This window comes from Pseudomonas sp. NyZ201 (assembly GCF_049860765.1).
Classification (GTDB): Bacteria; Pseudomonadota; Gammaproteobacteria; order Pseudomonadales; family Pseudomonadaceae; genus Aquipseudomonas; species Aquipseudomonas bharatica.
On the sequence record NZ_CP187557.1, the window covers coordinates 4,312,299 to 4,329,175 of the forward strand.

General features: G+C 64.9%; 14 protein-coding genes. 4 read left to right on the top strand and 10 right to left on the bottom strand.

Translation table 11 applies throughout. The features are described from left to right. Positions 1-68: 68 nt before the first annotated feature. From ACPFMA_RS19090 to ACPFMA_RS19110, 5 genes are all read right to left on the bottom strand, one after another. Positions 69-878: an OmpA family protein gene (locus tag ACPFMA_RS19090; RefSeq protein ID WP_064301829.1), complete on the bottom strand. Its 810-nt coding sequence runs from the start codon at positions 876-878 to the stop codon at positions 69-71. Next, complete coding sequence (locus tag ACPFMA_RS19095; RefSeq protein ID WP_009396281.1) at positions 875-1,228, bottom strand: DUF4398 domain-containing protein; 354 nt, start codon at positions 1,226-1,228, stop codon at positions 875-877. Before ACPFMA_RS19095 ends, ACPFMA_RS19090 begins: the two co-directional genes overlap by 4 nt. A 9-nt stretch (positions 1,229-1,237) precedes the next feature. After that, a complete protein-coding gene (locus ACPFMA_RS19100; protein ID WP_425928474.1) occupies positions 1,238-2,029 on the bottom strand; it encodes a substrate-binding periplasmic protein in 792 nt (263 codons plus the stop codon). 152 nt (positions 2,030-2,181) lie between these two features. Next, entirely contained in the window at positions 2,182-3,111 is a 930-nt protein-coding gene (locus tag ACPFMA_RS19105; protein WP_420057025.1) for an electron transfer flavoprotein subunit alpha/FixB family protein, read from the bottom strand. After that, positions 3,112-3,861, bottom strand: coding sequence for an electron transfer flavoprotein subunit beta/FixA family protein (locus ACPFMA_RS19110; protein WP_009396278.1), 750 nt, complete (start codon positions 3,859-3,861; stop codon positions 3,112-3,114). A 536-nt stretch (positions 3,862-4,397) separates the two neighbouring features. Here ACPFMA_RS19110 and ACPFMA_RS19115 point away from each other — a divergent pair. Next, on the top strand, positions 4,398-6,062 hold the full coding sequence (locus tag ACPFMA_RS19115; RefSeq protein WP_420057026.1) for an electron transfer flavoprotein-ubiquinone oxidoreductase: 1,665 nt from the start codon (positions 4,398-4,400) through the stop codon (positions 6,060-6,062). 153 nt (positions 6,063-6,215) lie between these two features. Here ACPFMA_RS19115 and ACPFMA_RS19120 read toward each other — a convergent pair whose 3' ends face one another. Together ACPFMA_RS19120 and ACPFMA_RS19125 are read right to left on the bottom strand one after the other, a co-directional pair. Then, positions 6,216-7,526, bottom strand: a complete 1,311-nt coding sequence (locus tag ACPFMA_RS19120; RefSeq protein WP_009396274.1) for an MFS transporter — start codon at positions 7,524-7,526, stop codon at positions 6,216-6,218. A gap of 78 nt (positions 7,527-7,604) precedes the next feature. Next, on the bottom strand, positions 7,605-8,087 hold the full coding sequence (locus tag ACPFMA_RS19125; protein ID WP_064301834.1) for a hypothetical protein: 483 nt from the start codon (positions 8,085-8,087) through the stop codon (positions 7,605-7,607). Between the two features lie 271 nt (positions 8,088-8,358). Here ACPFMA_RS19125 and ACPFMA_RS19130 point away from each other — a divergent pair, with 271 nt between their 5' ends. From ACPFMA_RS19130 to ACPFMA_RS19140, 3 genes are read left to right on the top strand one after another with little or no spacing between them, the layout of a single operon-like run. Beyond that, the gene (locus ACPFMA_RS19130) at positions 8,359-9,534 is read left to right on the top strand and encodes an efflux RND transporter periplasmic adaptor subunit (protein ID WP_279900216.1); all 1,176 of its coding nucleotides are present in this window, start codon (positions 8,359-8,361) and stop codon (positions 9,532-9,534) included. Further along, complete coding sequence (locus ACPFMA_RS19135; protein ID WP_425928475.1) at positions 9,535-11,499, top strand: MacB family efflux pump subunit; 1,965 nt, start codon at positions 9,535-9,537, stop codon at positions 11,497-11,499. A gap of 3 nt (positions 11,500-11,502) precedes the next feature. Next, on the top strand, positions 11,503-12,903 hold the full coding sequence (locus tag ACPFMA_RS19140; RefSeq protein ID WP_425928476.1) for an efflux transporter outer membrane subunit: 1,401 nt from the start codon (positions 11,503-11,505) through the stop codon (positions 12,901-12,903). Positions 12,904-13,010: 107 nt separating this feature from the next. On the opposite strand, the gene ACPFMA_RS19145 is transcribed toward ACPFMA_RS19140, so the two are convergent. The 3 genes from ACPFMA_RS19145 to ACPFMA_RS19155 form a co-directional block, all read right to left on the bottom strand. Beyond that, complete coding sequence (locus ACPFMA_RS19145) at positions 13,011-14,630, bottom strand: twin-arginine translocation signal domain-containing protein (protein ID WP_425928477.1); 1,620 nt, start codon at positions 14,628-14,630, stop codon at positions 13,011-13,013. 194 nt (positions 14,631-14,824) lie between these two features. Then, complete coding sequence (locus ACPFMA_RS19150; RefSeq protein WP_425928478.1) at positions 14,825-16,147, bottom strand: ATP-binding protein; 1,323 nt, start codon at positions 16,145-16,147, stop codon at positions 14,825-14,827. Further along, positions 16,144-16,827, bottom strand: coding sequence for a response regulator (locus ACPFMA_RS19155; protein WP_009396254.1), 684 nt, complete (start codon positions 16,825-16,827; stop codon positions 16,144-16,146). The genes ACPFMA_RS19150 and ACPFMA_RS19155 overlap by 4 nt, the downstream gene beginning before the upstream one ends. Positions 16,828-16,877 lie beyond the last annotated feature (50 nt).

Sequence of the window (16,877 nt, forward strand, 5' to 3'; positions counted from 1 at the left end):
CTCTTTAACAGGCATTAAAAAACCCGGGACCTGTCGATCACCGGGTTTTCTTTAACAGTGGAAGCCACTCACCGCTCGGCGCCGAGCCTACCCTTCTCGTCGGAGAACACGATCTCCACCCGACGGTTCTGCGCCCTGCCCCGCTCCGAGGCATTGGCCTCGACAGGATACTGATCACCGTAGCCGATCACCTTGATGCGCTTCTCGTCGACGCCCAGGTCCACCAGCATGTCGGCCACCGACTGCGCGCGATCCCGCGACAGCTTGAGGTTGTCATCGGGGTTGCCGGTGCTGTCGGTATAACCCTCGATACGCACCACGCGCCTGGGGTTCAACTGAAGAAACTGCACCAGCTTCAGCACGGTACGGCTGGCCGAACTCTTCAGCTCCGCCTCACCGGTATCGAACAGCACATCCCCCAGGGTCATCACCAGGCCACGATCGGTGTCGTTGGTGGCCAGGCTGACGATCTGTTCCTCCAGCCACTTGCCCTGCTGTTGCACACTGGCCAGCTTGGCTTCGCGCAAGGCCAGTTGCAGGCGCTGGCGCTCCAGCTCCAGCTTGGCCTGGCGCTCCTGGTTGAGCACCAGGTTGCTATGCTCGCGGGCGATCTGGCTGTAGCGCTGGCTCAGGTAGGCGTAGTGGCGCACATCGCTGCCCGTTCCCCAGTAGGTGGCCAGTCGCTCGGCCTTGGCCAGCGACTCGCCTGCCCGGATCACATCCCGTGGCGCGCTGCGCAACACGTTGGAATCGTCCTTCACCGACTGGAAGGCCGTGCTCGCCTGATCCAGTGCCTCTTCGCTGCGCTGGCTGGCGCAACCCTGCAAACCGAGAACGCCGGCAATCGCCAGCACCGCCAAAGGCTTGATCGAACTCACCGCTGCTCCCCCAATTGCTTGCGAAGACGGTCCACCCGGGATTGCAGCAGGGTCAGTTGCTCCTGGCTCTTCAGGGTCAGCACCTTGGCTTCGGCCAGGCGCGCATCCAGCTCGGACTGTTCGGCGCGCATCCGCGCATCGCGGAATGATTCGCTCAGCATGTTGGAACGGGCACGCTCCAGCTTTTCTTCGGCCAGCTTGAGCTCGGCGACGTCGTCGGTGGCACCGACGGCCTTGGCCTGCTCCAGCGCCTGCTCGGACAGGCGCATCTGCTCGTGGGGGGCCGGGTCACTGGCACAACCGACCAGGGCCAGCAGCGCCAGGGCGGCGAATAGCGATTGGATTCTCACAGGGTATTCCTACTGTTTTTGGGCATCGAGCGGCGCCTGCAACTGCGCCTGCCAGCGCTCGACATTACGTTGCACCGCCGCCTGGACTACGCCAGAAGCCGGCAATTCTGTCAGCTTTTTCGCCAACTGTCCGCGTAACCAGGCGTCGTTGCAGGCGGAATTGTGCGACAGCGCCAGGAACAACCCCGGATGATCGAGGGCCTGGCCACGAGCCACGAGGTCATCGGCCATGCCCAGGCTACGCGCCATGGCCATGCCCGAGTAGCGCCCGGCAAGCACGTAGTCCACCTGGCCAAGCAGGAGCTTCTGCATGGCCTGGGTCAGGTTGGGCACCTGCACCAGCTTCAGTTCGGCCTTGCTGAACGCCGCGAATTCCGGGGTCAGCCGGGACTTTTCGGAAATGGCGCCCTGGTGCTTGTGCAGGTCGGCCAGATTGTCATAGACCAGCGTGGAATCATGCCGGGTCCAGACCACGTACTCGTTCTGCAGCACAGGCGGATGAATGTAATCGACCGATGTCAGCTCGCTCACTGCCAGCGGCGCGTCGACCAACAGGTCGATGCGCCCGCTGCGCACCTCGTCCTGGGCCTCGCTGCGCTTGCCGGAATAGAGCACTTCGACCTTGAGGCCCAACTCGCCGGCGACCTGCTTGAGCAGATCGACGCTGGCACCCATCAAGTGGCGTGGGTCCTGCGGATCGCGCCACGAATACGGCGGCGCATCCGGGCTGCCCGTCGCCACCAGCCGCTCGCATTTGCCGGCTGCCATCGCCAGCGACGGCAGGCACGCCAATCCGAGCATTGCCAGCATTCCCGTTCGAGCAAACCGCACCATCACACGCCCCTTCTTCGACCGCAAAAAAACAAAAGCCCGGCTGCCCGGAGCGTAGCACCGTGGAAAAACCACCGTGCACGCCCCGCACAACCGGGCCCTTTATAAGTGAAGCGACTGGATTAAACCAGCTTCTCCAGCTCAGGAACGGCTTCGAACAGATCCGCCACCAGGCCGTAGTCGGCCACCTGGAAGATCGGCGCTTCTTCGTCCTTGTTGATCGCGACGATGACTTTCGAGTCCTTCATGCCGGCCAGGTGCTGGATCGCGCCGGAGATACCGACGGCGATGTACAGCTGTGGCGCAACGATCTTGCCGGTCTGGCCGACCTGCATGTCGTTCGGTACGAAACCTGCGTCGACTGCAGCGCGGGAAGCGCCGACTGCCGCGCCCAGCTTGTCGGCCAGGGCGTACAGGTGCTTGAAGTTGTCGCCGTTCTGCATGCCGCGGCCGCCGGAAACGACGATCTTGGCAGCGGTCAGCTCAGGACGGTCGGACTTGGCCAGCTCTTCGCCAACGAAGGACGACTTGCCCGCGTCGTGGGCAGTAGCAACGGCTTCCACGGCAGCCGAACCACCCTCGGCGGCAACGGCGTCGAAGCCGGTGGCGCGAACGGTGATGACCTTGACCGCAGCGGTCGATTGCACGGTGGCAATGGCGTTGCCGGCGTAGATCGGACGCTTGAAGGTGTCGGCGGACTCAACCGAGATGATCTCGGAGATCTGGTCGACGTCCAGCAGTGCGGCAACGCGTGGCAGTACGTTCTTGCCGTTGGAGGTGGCAGGTGCCAGCACGTGGCTGTAGCCCTTGCCAAGCTCAGCTACCAGTGGCGCTACGTTCTCTGGCAGGAAGTTGGCGTAGGCAGCGTTGTCGGCAACCAGCACCTTGGCCACGCCAGCGATTTTGGCAGCAGCTTCGGCTACGCCACCGACGTTCTGGCCAGCGACCAGGACGTGGATGTCGCCACCGATCTTGGCGGCAGCGGCAACGGTGTTCAGGGTAGCGGGTGCAATGGCACCGTTCTCGTGTTCAGCGATAACCAGGATAGTCATTTAGATTACCTTCGCCTCGTTCTTCAGTTTCTCGACCAGTTCAGCAACCGACTTGACCTTGATGCCCGCGCTGCGTGCAGCAGGCGCTTCGACTTTCAGGGTCTTGTTGGTCGAGGCGGTGGAAACGCCCAGCGCGTCCGGAGTGACGGTCTCCAGCGGCTTCTTCTTGGCCTTCATGATGTTCGGCAGCGACGCGTAGCGCGGCTCGTTCAAACGCAGGTCGGTGGTGACGATCGCCGGCAGGTTCAGGGCGACGGTCTGCAGGCCGCCGTCGATTTCACGGGTGACGTTGACCTTGTCGCCAGCGACTTCGACCTTGGAGGCGAAGGTGCCCTGGGCGAAGCCGGTCAGCGCAGCCAGCATCTGGCCGGTCTGGTTGTTGTCGCTGTCGATGGCCTGCTTGCCGAGGATGACCAGCTGAGGCTGTTCCTTGTCGACAACGGCCTTGAGCAGCTTGGCAACGGCCAGGGAAGTCAGTTCTTCGGCGGATTCGACCAGCACGGCGCGGTCGGCACCCAGCGCCAGGGCGGTACGCAGTTGTTCCTGGGCAGTGGCAGGACCGACGGTAACGACGACGATCTCGCTGGCCACGCCTTTTTCTTTCAGGCGTACGGCTTCTTCGACGGCGATCTCGCAGAAGGGGTTCATGGACATTTTGACGTTGGCGAGGTCGACGCCGGAGTTGTCCGCCTTGACGCGAACCTTGACGTTGTAGTCGACCACTCGTTTGACAGCTACAAGAACCTTCATGGATTCCTCGTTACTCTCCGGTGAAAAGAATATCGCCTGGGCCGGACCCGGCGATTGCACGGTACAAGGGCACCTCTAAAAACGCATCCGGAGGGACGAAGCCGGACTGACCGGGCAGTCCCGTTTCGACCCTTCATCGCAAAACCCGTGGGTCATTTCTTGTGGTGACGTGTAGACTTCACTACAAAACCCCGGTTTGGCGTAACTGCCCTGCGTTTAGCCAGGTCTTTAGGGGTGCTCCTGCATCCGACGGTAAGCCTACGGCGAGCGTAAAACCGCCCGTATCTTGACCGTAACGCCCAATCCGGTCAATACGGCAAAACCGCCAGCTTCAAGCCGCGCCACTTTGATTTTACTGGGCTTCGGCAAATTCAAACAAACGTTTGTATTGGACCGCGCAAGTGGTGTAGATATAATGCGCGGCCAAGAGAAAGTGGTGTAGTACGTCATCCCCCGAAGCTACAGAATCGCCCCTTCGATGTGACCGCCTTGCACCCCATTAGAAAAAACCGAGAGCCTTGAGTAGGAGAGAACCTGTGGAACGCGAATACATGGAATTCGACGTGGTCGTCGTCGGCGCAGGCCCGGCGGGCCTGTCCGCCGCCTGCCGACTGAAGCAGAAGGCCGCCGAAGCCGGTAGCGAAATCAGCGTCTGCGTGGTCGAGAAAGGCTCCGAGGTCGGTGCGCATATCCTCTCCGGCGCGGTATTCGAACCGCGCGCATTGAACGAATTGTTCCCGGACTGGAAAGAACTCGGCGCGCCGCTGAACACCGAGGTCAAGCGCGACGATATCTACGTGCTCAAGGACGGCAGCAGCTCGATCAAGGTCCCTGACCTGTTCGTGCCGAAAACCATGCACAACCAGGGCAACTACATCATTTCCCTGGGCAACCTGTGCCGCTGGCTGGCCCAGCAGGCCGAAAACCTGGGCGTCGAAATCTACCCGGGCTTCGCCGCCCAGGAAGTGCTGTTCGACGAGAACGGCGTAGTCCGCGGGATCATCACCGGCGACATGGGCGTCGATCGCGAAGGCAATCCCAAGGACGGCATGTACACCCCGGGCATGGAATTGCGCGGCAAGTACACCCTGTTCGCCGAAGGCTGCCGTGGCCACCTGGGCAAGCAACTGATCAAGCGCTTCAACCTCGACAGCGACGCTGATACCCAGCACTACGGCATCGGCCTCAAGGAAATCTGGGAAATCGATCCGGCCAAGCACGAGCAAGGCCTGGTGGTACACACCGCCGGCTGGCCGCTGGACGTGATGAAAAAGGAAAACACCGGCGGCTCCTTCCTCTATCACCTGGAAAACAACCAGGTGGTGGTCGGCCTGATCGTCGACCTGTCCTACAGCAACCCGTTCCTTTCGCCGTTCGACGAATTCCAGCGTCTCAAGCACCATCCGGTGATCAGCCAGTACCTCGAAGGCGGCAAGCGCATCAGCTACGGCGCCCGCGCCCTGGCCAAGGGCGGCATCAACTCGCTGCCGAAGATGGTGTTCAACGGCGGCGCCCTGATCGGTTGCGACCTGGGCACCATGAACGTGGCCAAGATCAAGGGCAGCCATACCGCGATGAAGTCCGGCATGCTCGCCGCCGAAGCGGTGGCCGACGCCCTGCTCGCCGGCAGCGAAGGCGGCGACCAGCTGAACAGCTATGTCGATGCCTTCAAGGCCAGCTGGCTGCATGAAGAACTGTTCGCCAGCCGCAACTTCGGCCCGGCCATGCACAAGTTCGGCCCGATGCTCGGTGCAGCGTTCAACTACATCGACCAGAACTGGTTCGGCGGCAAGCTGCCGTTCACCCTGCGCGACACCAAGCCGGACTACGCCTGCCTCAAGCTGGCCGCCGACTCGACCCGCATCGATTACCCGAAACCCGACGGCAAGCTGAGCTTCGACAAGCTCAGTTCGGTGTTCCTCTCCAGCACCAACCATGAAGAAGAACAGCCTTGCCACCTGAAGCTGGCTGACGCCGGCATCCCGATCGGCACCAACCTGCCGCTGTACGACGAACCGGCGCAGCGCTACTGCCCGGCCGGCGTGTACGAAGTGATCACCCAGGAAGACGGCAGCAAGCGCTTCCAGATCAACGCGCAGAACTGCGTACACTGCAAGACCTGCGATATCAAGGATCCCTCGCAGAACATCACCTGGGTTACCCCGGAAGGTGCTGGCGGGCCGACCTACCCGAACATGTAAGTCACCGGCCAGTAAAAAGCCCCTCTGCCGCAAGGCACGAGGGGCTTTTTACTAGCGACGCGTACCCTGTGGGAGCGGGTTCACCCGCGATTGCGTCGGTGAATTCACTACCGTAATCGCGGGTAAACCCGCTCCCACAGGGGCCGAGTCGCCTCAGCTATTGGCCAGGGCCAGGTCTTCCTCGGTACTCAGCTGTTCCCGCGCCCCGAAGTACATCGCCGTCAGCACCCCGACCAGGCCCATCGCCGCGCAGAACGCCACGCACACCCACGGGCTCCAGGGCATCAGCGCGATCAGCATCAGCGGCGTGGTACTCGCCCACAGCGCATAGGCGACGTTGTAGGTGAAGGAAATGCCCGACACGCGGATCCGCGCCGGGAACAACCCGACCATCACCGAGGGCACCACGCCGACCACACCACAGGCCAGGCCGGCCAGGGCATAAGCGATGCCGACGCTGTCCCAGCCCGCCACCAGGCTGCCATACAAGGCACCGATCCCCAACGGCAGCAACAGCGAATAGAGGATCAATGCCCGCCAGGCACCGATGCGATCCACCAGCATCCCGGCCAGCACGCAGCCGATATTGAGGAAGACGATGCCGATGCTGCTCAAGGCGAAGGTATGCCCCGCGCTCATGCCGAAACGTTGCTGCATAACGGTCGGGGTGATCACCACCAGCACCACCACCGCCGAGGTCAGCACGCAGGTCAGCAAGGCGGCGGGCACCAGCGCCCGGCGATGCTCGCGCAGCACCGCGCGCAGGGGAAACTCCACCGGCCTGTCGCTGCGCTGGCGTTCCAGGGCCAGGAAGATCGGCGTCTCGCTCAACCAGCGGCGCAACCACACGCCGATCACGCCGAACACCCCGCCGAGCAGGAACGGATAGCGCCAGGCGAAATCGAGGATCTCCTGCGGGGTAAAGACTTTTGCCAGCAGGGTCGCGGTCAGCGCGCCGAGCAGGTAGCCGAAGGTCAGCCCGGCCTGGAGGAAGCCCAGGGCGTAGCCGCGCCGGCCGACCGGCGCATGTTCGGCAACGAAGGTCCAGGCACTCGGCACCTCGCCGCCGACCGCCGCCCCCTGCAGGATGCGCAGCGCCAGCAGGATCAGCGGCGCGGCATAGCCGATGTCCGCATAGGTCGGCATTACCCCGATCAGCAGGCAAGGCAGTGCCATCATCAGGATGCTCAAGCTGAACACCTTCTTGCGTCCCAGGTGGTCGGCAAAATGCGCCATGAGGATGCCGCCCAGCGGACGCGCCAGGTAACCCGTAACGAAGATCCCGAAGCTTTGCAGCAGGCGCAGCCACTCGGGCATTTCCGGCGGGAAGAACAGCTGGCTCAGGGTCAGGGCGAAGAATACGAAAATGATGAAATCGTAGATTTCCAGCGCACCACCCAGGGCCGCCAGGCCGAGGGTCTTGTGATCGCCACGGGATAGCCGCGTGGAGTCGTTGGCAGTCATAGGGATTTCCGCAGCAATGGACAGGGTCGCGCGAACGAGCGGCAGAGCATATCAAAAATGCGCAGGCGTGCTGGCGTCTCAGGAGGATCGGGAAAACACCGTCTGCCCAAGGTTCTGCAAGCGCTTGGCCGGCCCGCGCAGGCCTGGCTTGCCCGGCGGTCGCAACTGGCCGATCACCCGCGGTGTGTCCACCAGCGCCATGAAGGCCTGCAGGGTCTCGTCATCGGGCACCCTGGGCAGGCTGATGTTCAGGGCCTGGCGCTGGCCCGGCGGCACTGCCGGTATCTTCAGGTGCTGGGACTCGTAGAGCAGCGCATGCTGGATCTGCACATTGACCCGGCAGAAGCGTTCCAGGTCCACCCCGGCATGGCTGGCAAGATCGATGTTGCCGATCAGCAGGTTGAAGGGCAGCAGCGCGTTGTGCACCAGATGCTGCAGGTCGTCGAAGGACTGCACCGGGGCGATGCGGAAATAGCCCATGCCATTGAGCATCTTCTCCAGTTGCAGAAGTTGCATCGGATGCGCGTCGGCGAGGAGGATTCGCAAGGACTTGTCGGGCATCGTCGGTGACCAAGGGCAGTGGTTGAGGGTGAACGATCCTTGGTCGATTCGCCGCAGGAAGCGGCTTTCCCTGGCAGCTTTCCTTGATAGTTGACGGGAAACCGTCGGAAATCAAGGAAGCGTCAATATATTGTTTAAACGGGGTCTGCGTTTCGACCGGCGTACTCGCCTGCACGGGGTAAATAAGCGCACAAGTGCTTCGTCTACCTGGGAGCCCCTCCCCGCGCTGTCGCCCCTGTGCGCGGGCCGAACCCTTCGGCTGGAACCCGCCATGAGACGTCCCGCATTCAAATACCGCCTGCTGCTCTGCGCCCTTGGCCTGGCCAGCCTCGGCGCTCTGGCCGCCTGGAAGACCCTGCCCGGCCAGGACACGCTGAACACCGTCACGGTCACCCGCAACACAATCGAAAGCAGCGTTACCGCCCTTGGTACCCTGCAACCGCGCCGCTACGTGGATGTCGGCGCCCAGGCCTCGGGACAAATCCGCAAGCTGCACGTCGAACCCGGGGACCAGGTCGAGGAAGGCCAACTGCTGGTGGAAATCGATCCCTCTACCCAGCAGGCCAAGCTCGACGCCGGGCGTTACTCCATCGACAACCTCAAGGCCCAACTGGCCGAGCAGCAGGCCGAGTACCGGCTTGCCGAACAGCAGCTCAAGCGCCAGCAAAGCCTCGCCACAGGCGGCGCTACCCGCGAGGAAGACGTGCAGACCGCGCAAGCGCGGCTCAAGGTGACCCAGGCACGCATCGACATGTACCGCGCGCAGATCCTCCAGGCCCAGGCCAGCCTGCGCAGCGATGAGGCGGAGCTGGGCTACACGCGGATCTATGCGCCGATGTCCGGCACCGTGGTCGCGGTGGACGCGCGCGAAGGCCAGACCCTCAACGCCCAGCAGCAGACGCCGCTGATCCTGCGTATCGCCAGGTTGTCGCCGATGACCGTCTGGGCCCAGGTATCGGAAGCCGATATAGGCCATGTCAAACCGGGCATGCAGGCCTGGTTCACCACCCTCGCCGGCGGCAAGCGACGCTGGGTCAGCACGGTACGGCAGATCCTGCCAATCCCGCCCAAGCCCCTCGATCCGTCGATGCAGAGCAGCGGCGGCAGCGTTACAGGCAGCAGCGGCAGCAGTGGTGGCAAGGTGGTGCTCTATACCGTGCTGCTCGACGTGGACAACCCGGACAACAGCCTGATGGCGGAAATGACCGCCCAGGTGTTCTTCGTGGCCGGCCAGGCCAGCAATGTTCTGACCGCGCCCCTGGCGGCACTTGAAGAAGACGGCGACCAGCCCGACCAGCGCCTGGCCCAGGTGCTGGGGCGCGACGGCCAGGTGCAGCAGCGCCATGTGCGTACCGGCATCAGCGACCGCCTGCGGGTGCAGATCCTCGACGGCCTGGCCGAAGGCGAGCGCCTGCTGATCGGCGCGCCTGTTGCCAGTGGGGGTTGAATGAGCATCCCGCTGATCGAACTGCGCGACATCCGCAAATCCTACGGCGGCGTCGACACCCCCAAGGTCGAGGTGGTGCGCGGCATCGACCTGGCCATCCACCCGGGTGAATTCGTCGCTATCGTCGGCGCCTCCGGTTCCGGTAAATCGACGCTGATGAACATCCTCGGCTGCCTCGACCGTCCCACCAGCGGCCAGTACCTGTTCGCCGGCCGGGATGTCGCCGGGCTGGACAGCGACGAACTGGCCTGGCTGCGCCGCGAGGCCTTCGGTTTCGTCTTCCAGGGCTACCACCTGATCGCCTCCGGCTCGGCCCGGGAGAACGTCGAAATGCCGGCAATCTACGCCGGCCTTCCGGCCGAGGAGCGCCATGCCCGTGCCACCGCCCTGCTGGAGCGCCTGGGCCTCGGCGAGCGCACCGGCAACCGCCCGCACCAGCTCTCGGGCGGCCAGCAGCAACGGGTGTCCATCGCCCGCGCGCTGATGAACGGCGGCCATATCATCCTCGCCGACGAACCCACCGGCGCCCTCGACAGCCAGAGCGGTGCCGAGGTCATGGGCTTGCTCGACGAACTGGCCAGCCAGGGCCACGTGATCATCCTCATCACCCACGACCGCCAGGTGGCTGCCCGCGCCCGGCGCGTGATCGAGATCCGCGACGGCCTGGTGATCAGCGACTCGATCAACCCGCAAGGCGAGCGCGAACCCGCCAGGGCCGGCGCCCAGGCCGAGGAGCTGCGCCAGCACCTGGACCGCGGCGCCACCCAGACCGGCGCCTGGAAGGGCGAGCTGCTGGAAGCCCTGCAGGCGGCCTGGCGAGTCATGTGGATCAACCGCTTCCGCACCGCCCTGACCCTGCTCGGCATCGTCATCGGCGTTGCCTCGGTGGTGGTCATGCTCGCCGTCGGCGAGGGCAGCAAGCGCCAGGTGGTGGCGCAGATGGCCGCCTTCGGCTCGAACATCCTGTACCTGAGCGCCAAGTCCGCCAGCCTTCACGAACCGGCAGGCATCGTCACCCTCGACGATGTCGAGGCGCTGTCCGGGCTGCCGCAGGTAAAGAAGATCATGCCGGTGATCGGCAGCGAGCTGACCGTGCGCTATGGCAATGCCAGCCATAGCTTCTATGTCGGCGGCAACAACACCTATTTCCCGGGGATCTTCAACTGGCCGGTGGTGGAAGGCAGCTTCTTCACCGACGCCGACGAACGCAGCGCTGCCGCCGTGGCGGTGATCGGGCAGAAGGTCCGGGAAAAGCTGTTCGCCGAGCGCAACCCCATCGGCCAGTACATCCTGATCGGCAAGGTGCCGTTCCAGGTGCTCGGCATCCTTGCCGCCAAGGGTGCCAGCTCCGGCGACACCGACAGCGACGGGCGCATCGTGGTGCCCTACTCCGCCGCCTCGATCCGCCTGTTCGGCAGCCGCGATCCGGAATACGTGACCATCGCCGCAGTCGATTCGGCCCGGGTCAAGGAAACCGAAGCGGCCATCGACCACCTGATGCGCAAGCTGCACCACGGCAAGCAGGACTACGAACTGACCAACTTCGCCGCGCTGATCCAGGCCGAAGCGCGTACGCAGAACACCCTGTCGCTGATGCTCGGCGCGATCGCCGCGATCTCCCTGTTGGTCGGTGGCATCGGGGTGATGAACATCATGCTCATGACCGTGCGCGAACGTACCCGTGAAATCGGCATACGCATGGCCACCGGCGCACGGCAACGCGACATCCTGCGCCAGTTCCTCACCGAGGCGGTGCTGCTGTCGATGGTCGGCGGGGTCACCGGCATCGTGCTTGCCGCACTGATCGGCGGTGGCCTGATGCTGGCGGACATCGCCGTGGCCTTCTCCCTCGGCGCCGTGCTCGGCGCCTTTACCTGCGCCGTGATGACCGGCGTGGTGTTCGGCTTCATGCCGGCCCGCAAGGCGGCCCGGCTCGATCCGGTCAAAGCCCTGACAAGCGAATAAACGATGAACGCCAGCCGCCTCAGTCTTCTCACCCTTGGTTTGCTCCTCGCCGCGTGCTCCAGCCCCCGGCCGGACAACGCACTGCCAGTGGTGCCGGCCCACTGGCAAGGCCCGGCGCAGGCCGGCCCGACGATCGCCGACGGCCCTTGGTGGCAGGCCTTCGCCAGCCCGCAGCTGGATGCCCTGATCGAACAGGCACGGGTCAACAGCTTCGATCTTGCCGCCGCCATGGCCCGGGTCCGCCAGGCCCAGGCCAGCGCGGTGATCGCCGGTGCTCCGCTGCTGCCGCAGGTGAAGTACGGTCTCGATGCCAGCCGCCAGCGCCTGCTGCACGGCAAGGGCTACAACGGCATCGACGCCAACGACGGCGATCGCACCTACAGCTCGTATGGCACGGCATTGAGCGCCAGCTATGAAGTGGACTTCTGGGGCGGCAAGGCAGCGGCCCGGGACAGTGCCCGCTACAGTCTCGATGCCAGCCGCTTCGACCGGCAGACCGTGGAGCTGACCCTGTTCAGCGGGGTCGCCGGCAGTTACCTGCAAAGCCTGGCCCTGGTCGAACAACTGCAGATCGCCCGGCTCAACCTGGCCAACGCCAAGGACGTGCTCAAGGTGGTGCAGACCCGTCATGCCGCAGGTTCGGCCACGGCCCTGGAACTGGCCCAGCAGCGCAGCCTGGTGGCGGCCCAGGAACGGCAGGTGCCGTTGCTGGAGCAGCAATTGCAGGAAACCCGCATCACCCTGGCGACCCTGCTTGGCGAGCCGGTGCAACGATTGCCGGCCACTGGCGAACGCTTCGAAGCCATTCGCTGGCCGGACATCGGCGCCGGCGTGCCCAGCGACCTGCTCGGCCGACGGCCCGACATCGCAGCAGCCGAGGCCAGGCTGGCAGCGGCGCAGGCCAACGTGCAGGTGGCCCGGGCGGCGATGCTGCCGAGCCTGACCCTGGGCGCCAATCTCGGCTCGGGGGCGCAGCTGTTCGATCAACTGCTGCGCAGCCCCTATTACAGCCTCACCGCCGGGCTGGCGGCGCCGATCTTCGACAATGGACGACTGGGTGCCGAGCGCGACAGGGCCGTGGCCCAGCGCGAAGAACTGCTGGCGACCTATCGCGGCAGCATCGTTTCGGCCTTCGCCGATGTGGAAAAGGCCCTGAACGGAATTGACGGGGTGGATCGCCAGCGCGAATGGCAGGATGAAGAGGTGCGTCAGGCACGCACGGCGTTCGAGCTGGCGCAGAGTCGCTACCGGGCCGGAGCAGAGACGCTGCTGACCGTGCTGGAGACCCAGCGGACCTTGTACCAGGCGCAGGATCAGCAGGTGCAGTTGCGGTTGGCGCGGGTGCAGGGGAGCGTGGCGCTGTACAAGGCTCTGGGGGGTGGCTGGCAGGTAGCTACCAGATAAAACGCGGACTCTGTGGGAGCGGGTTCACCCGCGATTGCGTCGGTGGATTCACTATCGTCATCGCGGGTAAACCCGCTCCCACAGGGTCCGTGCAAACTTCATAAACTTCAGGCAATCCCTTTCATCGACAGGTGCCGCGCATACCAAGGCCGCTGCGGTACCCGCTTGAACAGCGGCTCCAGCCCATCATCCTTGGCGAACACGATGCGCAGCGCCAGTTTCATGGTCTCGACATCCATTTCCACCGACTTGCCCGGGAACATCCCCGGCGTGGTACTGCAGCCATGGGTGTCGGGCCCCAGCCAAGGGTCTTCCACTTCGTTCCAGCGGCCCTTGGCGAACCACTCCACGCCGTTGACCTGCAAGCGTCGCACCTGCCCGGGATTGTGCCGCTCATGGGCGCGGTACCAGTCTTCGATACGGTCGTCGATCCAGCCGTGGAAGCCCCAGAACACCGGGTTCACATGGGAGGAAAACGGGTCGCCGAGGAAATCGTTTTCCGGCCCGTACCAGCGCGCGGCGAAGTCCGCGGGATCGCGGGCGAACGGCACCGGCGCGCCGTTGGAGGGATCACGCGGCACCGATGCCCAGCACATGTGCAGCCAGTCATGCAGGTTCATCTCAAGTTCCGAACCCAGCTCGCCCAAGGTCATTTTCGACAGGTACAGCGGGTCCTGGTATTGCGACTCCCAGACCTGGAAGTTGGAGCAGAAGGTTTCCTGCGCCTTGATCGCCGCGACCCATTGGGTGTAGTCGTTGTCCCCCGGCGCGCGCCAGGTCGGCGGGACGCTGTAGCCATCATGGTTGTCGAAGTAGCGGGCGAAGCCGTGGCGATCGTATTCCACGTTCGGCTGCGGCAAGGGGAAATGCGGCCAGGACGGCAATGGCTGGATGGCCCGGGCGGCATCGAGCATGTGCCGGTGCATGAACAGGAAGTCCACGCCCGAGCCGTTGCGGTGCTTTTTCGGCCCCCGGGCATCGCGCTCCTGGCCACGCGGGCCAGGTTGCCAGCCAAGGCCGCGCAGCGCGCCGTGGCGCTCTTCGGAAAGGCGATGCCATTTGTCCCGGGTCACATGCCAGAGCTGGTGGAACAGCCGGTGTTCGGGGCTGATCAGCCAGGCGCGCAGCTCGGGGGTATAGACGATGCGCTCGCGGGCTTCAGGGAACATCCGCTTGACCGCGACGAAATGGCTGTCCTGGACGGGCAGCGCCATGGAGCGGTCGAGGGGCTGCATGCGCCCGGAGAGGGTGCCGCTGCCGGCATTGCCGTACTCGCCCCAGACCTCGTCCAGGGTGGCGATGCACTCGAAGCCGGGACCGCCCTGGTTGCTCAACAGGCGCCAGCGCACCTGGGCGCTGGAGGCACCGACCAGATCGCCAAGCACGCGATACATGGCGGGGCCGGGCTGCTCGAGGTTTTCCCGAGTACCCAGCACACCACGCAGGCCTCGGCCCTTGGCGGCGATGTCGAGGTAGAGCTGGATGCCCTCGCGGGGCAAGCCTGGCAAACCGCCGTCGGCACCGGTGAAACGAATATCCCAGACGCCGCGCAGTTGGTTGGCCAGTTGCTGGCCGGCACTGTCGGCCAGCTCGACGCTAGCTTCGCCGGGGGTGACGATATCGTCCTCGGGGTCGTGGGTCAGCTTCTTGTGGGCGTAATACACCGCCGGCACCGCCGCGCCCGTCACCGCCAGACCTGCCAGGAACCCCCTGCGCGATATCGTCATTCCCCACCCGTGTCAGCCATGGAAACTGCTTATGTCCAAGCTAGAACGTTGGGTCAGGGAGAAAATTTAGGGCATGGGATGGATGTTGTTACGGAGGGCCTCATCGCCGGCAACGCCGGCTCCCACAAGTTATGCGGCGCACACAATTACCTGTGGGAGCCGGCGTTGCCGGCGATTAGGGCCTTGCGTGCAACTCAAGCAGAGGCCTTCAATGGCATCCTCAGCAACACCCGCAGCCCGTCGCTGCGGCTGTCGAAGTCGAGCGAACAGGCGCAGCGCTGCACGATGGCCTGGACGATCGCCAGCCCCAGCCCGCTGCCCTCGCTGTGCCCGTTGCGCCAGAAACGCTGGGTCAGATGTTGCAGGTCCTGCTCGGGAATCCCCGGTCCGTGATCGCGGACGAGGAAGCCGACGCCCGCTTCTTCCACCCGCACCTCAAGCTCCACCGGCGCTTCGCCGCTGCTATGGCGCAGGGCGTTGTCCAGCAGGTTGCGCAACGCCGCCACCGCCAGTGCACCGGGCATGTCCAGCTGTGCCTTGGCCGCCTGCAACGGAGCATTGAGCACGATCCGACGATCATCACCGGTGTCCTGGATCGCCTGGCGCGCCACCTGGTCGGCACTGCACTGCACGCCATCGTCGAACGACAGGCTACCCTCGACCCGCGCCAGCAGCAGCAATTGCTCCAGGGTCCGGTGAAGGCGGTCGGCGCCTTCCTCGGCGTGGGCCAGGGCGTGCTCGCGCACCTGGCCATCGGTCATCCGCGCCACCTGCAGATGGGTCTTGATCGCCGTCAGCGGGCTGCGCAGTTCGTGGGCGGCGTCGCCGGTCAGGCGGCGCTCGCGCTCGATGGTCTGGCCGATGCGCTGCAACAGCTGGTTCTGGGTATCCAGCAAGGGCTGCAGCTCGCTGGGCACCGCCTTGATCTGCAGCGGCTCGACCGAGTCCGGGCTGCGCCTGCGCAAGGCTTCGCGCATCCAGTTCAGCGGCGCCAGGCCCTTGCCGATACCGATCCACAGCAGCCCGAGACTGCCGAGCAGCGCCACCAGCACCGGCGCCGAGGCCGCCAGCAGGATCGAGCGGTTGAGCGCCTCGCGTTCCAGGTGGCGGTCCGCGGTGGTGATGCGAATATCGCCATGGGCGAAGGTGAAGCTGCGCCAGCGCGCACCGTCGATCATCTGGTCGTGGAAGCCGCCACGACCGTCGTCCAGGTGCTGGTCGGCATTCTGATGGCTGCGCGCAAGGATCTCGCCACGCAGGGAAGTGACCTGGCAGGCCATGCCGTCCGGTACGCTGAGCTGGTCGGCGCTGAGGTGGGTGCCCTCGCCCTTGCTGGTCAGGGGTTGCGGCAACTGGTCGATCAGGCCGGCGACCATGCGGGCCGAAGCCACCAGGCGCTGGTCCAGGGAGAACATCATCTGCTGGCGCAGGTCGCGCAGCATCCAGGCGGCGGCCAGCGCCCAGATCAGGACGAAGGCGGTGCCCAGGATCAGGCTCAGGCGCAGGCGCAGGCTCATTGCCCGGCCTCCTCGGGCAGGCGCGCCGGGCCAAGACGGTAGCCCAGGCCGCGCACGGTCTCGACGATGCCGTTGCCCAGCTTGCGCCGCAGGTGATGGATATGCACGTTGAGCGCGTTGCTCTCCACCTCGTCGCTGAAACCGTAGACGCTGTCCTTGAGCTGTTCGCTGGACAGCACCCGCCCCGGATTGTTGAGCAGTGCCTGCAGCAGCGCCTGTTCGCGACGGGAAAGATCGACCGGCTGCCCGCCAAGGCTGACCTCGCAGTTGCTCGGATCGAAACTCAGCGGCCCGTGCTCGATGATGTTCACGCAACGCCCGGCAGTACGCCGCACCAGGGTGTGCAGGCGTGCGGCCAGTTCACGCAGGTCGAAGGGCTTGAGCAGGTAATCGTCGGCCCCCGCCTGCAGGCCATCGACCCGGTCGGTCACCGCATCGCGGGCGGTCAGGATCAGCACCGGCAGGCTGTGGCCCTGCTGGCGCAGGCGCTGAAGGAGCTTGAGGCCGTCTTCGTCGGGCAGGCCGAGGTCGAGCACCATCACGTCGAAATGCGCGGCCTGGAGCATGGCCCGCGCCGCGCTGGCGTTGGCCACCCGGTCCACGTTCAGGCCCTGGGCACTGAGCCCGGCAATAATGCCGCTGGCGATCAGGTCGTCGTCTTCACAGAGCAGTACATGCATGGGTGCGATTCGGTCATGGGCGGGGAAGCCCGCATTGGGCCACGGCAGGA

What these genes read in the sequence shown, in the direction of transcription:
- ACPFMA_RS19100 (WP_425928474.1), bottom strand. Translation starts at nt 2,029, where the DNA reads ATGCTCGGATTGGCGTGCCTGCCGTCGCTGGCGATGGCAGCCGGCAAA.
- ACPFMA_RS19105 (WP_420057025.1), bottom strand. Translation starts at nt 3,111, where the DNA reads ATGACTATCCTGGTTATCGCTGAACACGAGAACGGTGCCATTGCACCC.
- ACPFMA_RS19110 (WP_009396278.1), bottom strand. Translation starts at nt 3,861, where the DNA reads ATGAAGGTTCTTGTAGCTGTCAAACGAGTGGTCGACTACAACGTCAAG.
- ACPFMA_RS19120 (WP_009396274.1), bottom strand. Translation starts at nt 7,526, where the DNA reads ATGACTGCCAACGACTCCACGCGGCTATCCCGTGGCGATCACAAGACC.
- ACPFMA_RS19125 (WP_064301834.1), bottom strand. Translation starts at nt 8,087, where the DNA reads ATGCCCGACAAGTCCTTGCGAATCCTCCTCGCCGACGCGCATCCGATG.
- ACPFMA_RS19130 (WP_279900216.1), top strand. Translation starts at nt 8,359, where the DNA reads ATGAGACGTCCCGCATTCAAATACCGCCTGCTGCTCTGCGCCCTTGGC.
- ACPFMA_RS19135 (WP_425928475.1), top strand. Translation starts at nt 9,535, where the DNA reads ATGAGCATCCCGCTGATCGAACTGCGCGACATCCGCAAATCCTACGGC.
- ACPFMA_RS19140 (WP_425928476.1), top strand. Translation starts at nt 11,503, where the DNA reads ATGAACGCCAGCCGCCTCAGTCTTCTCACCCTTGGTTTGCTCCTCGCC.
- ACPFMA_RS19145 (WP_425928477.1), bottom strand. Translation starts at nt 14,630, where the DNA reads ATGACGATATCGCGCAGGGGGTTCCTGGCAGGTCTGGCGGTGACGGGC.
- ACPFMA_RS19150 (WP_425928478.1), bottom strand. Translation starts at nt 16,147, where the DNA reads ATGAGCCTGCGCCTGCGCCTGAGCCTGATCCTGGGCACCGCCTTCGTC.
- ACPFMA_RS19155 (WP_009396254.1), bottom strand. Translation starts at nt 16,827, where the DNA reads ATGCATGTACTGCTCTGTGAAGACGACGACCTGATCGCCAGCGGCATT.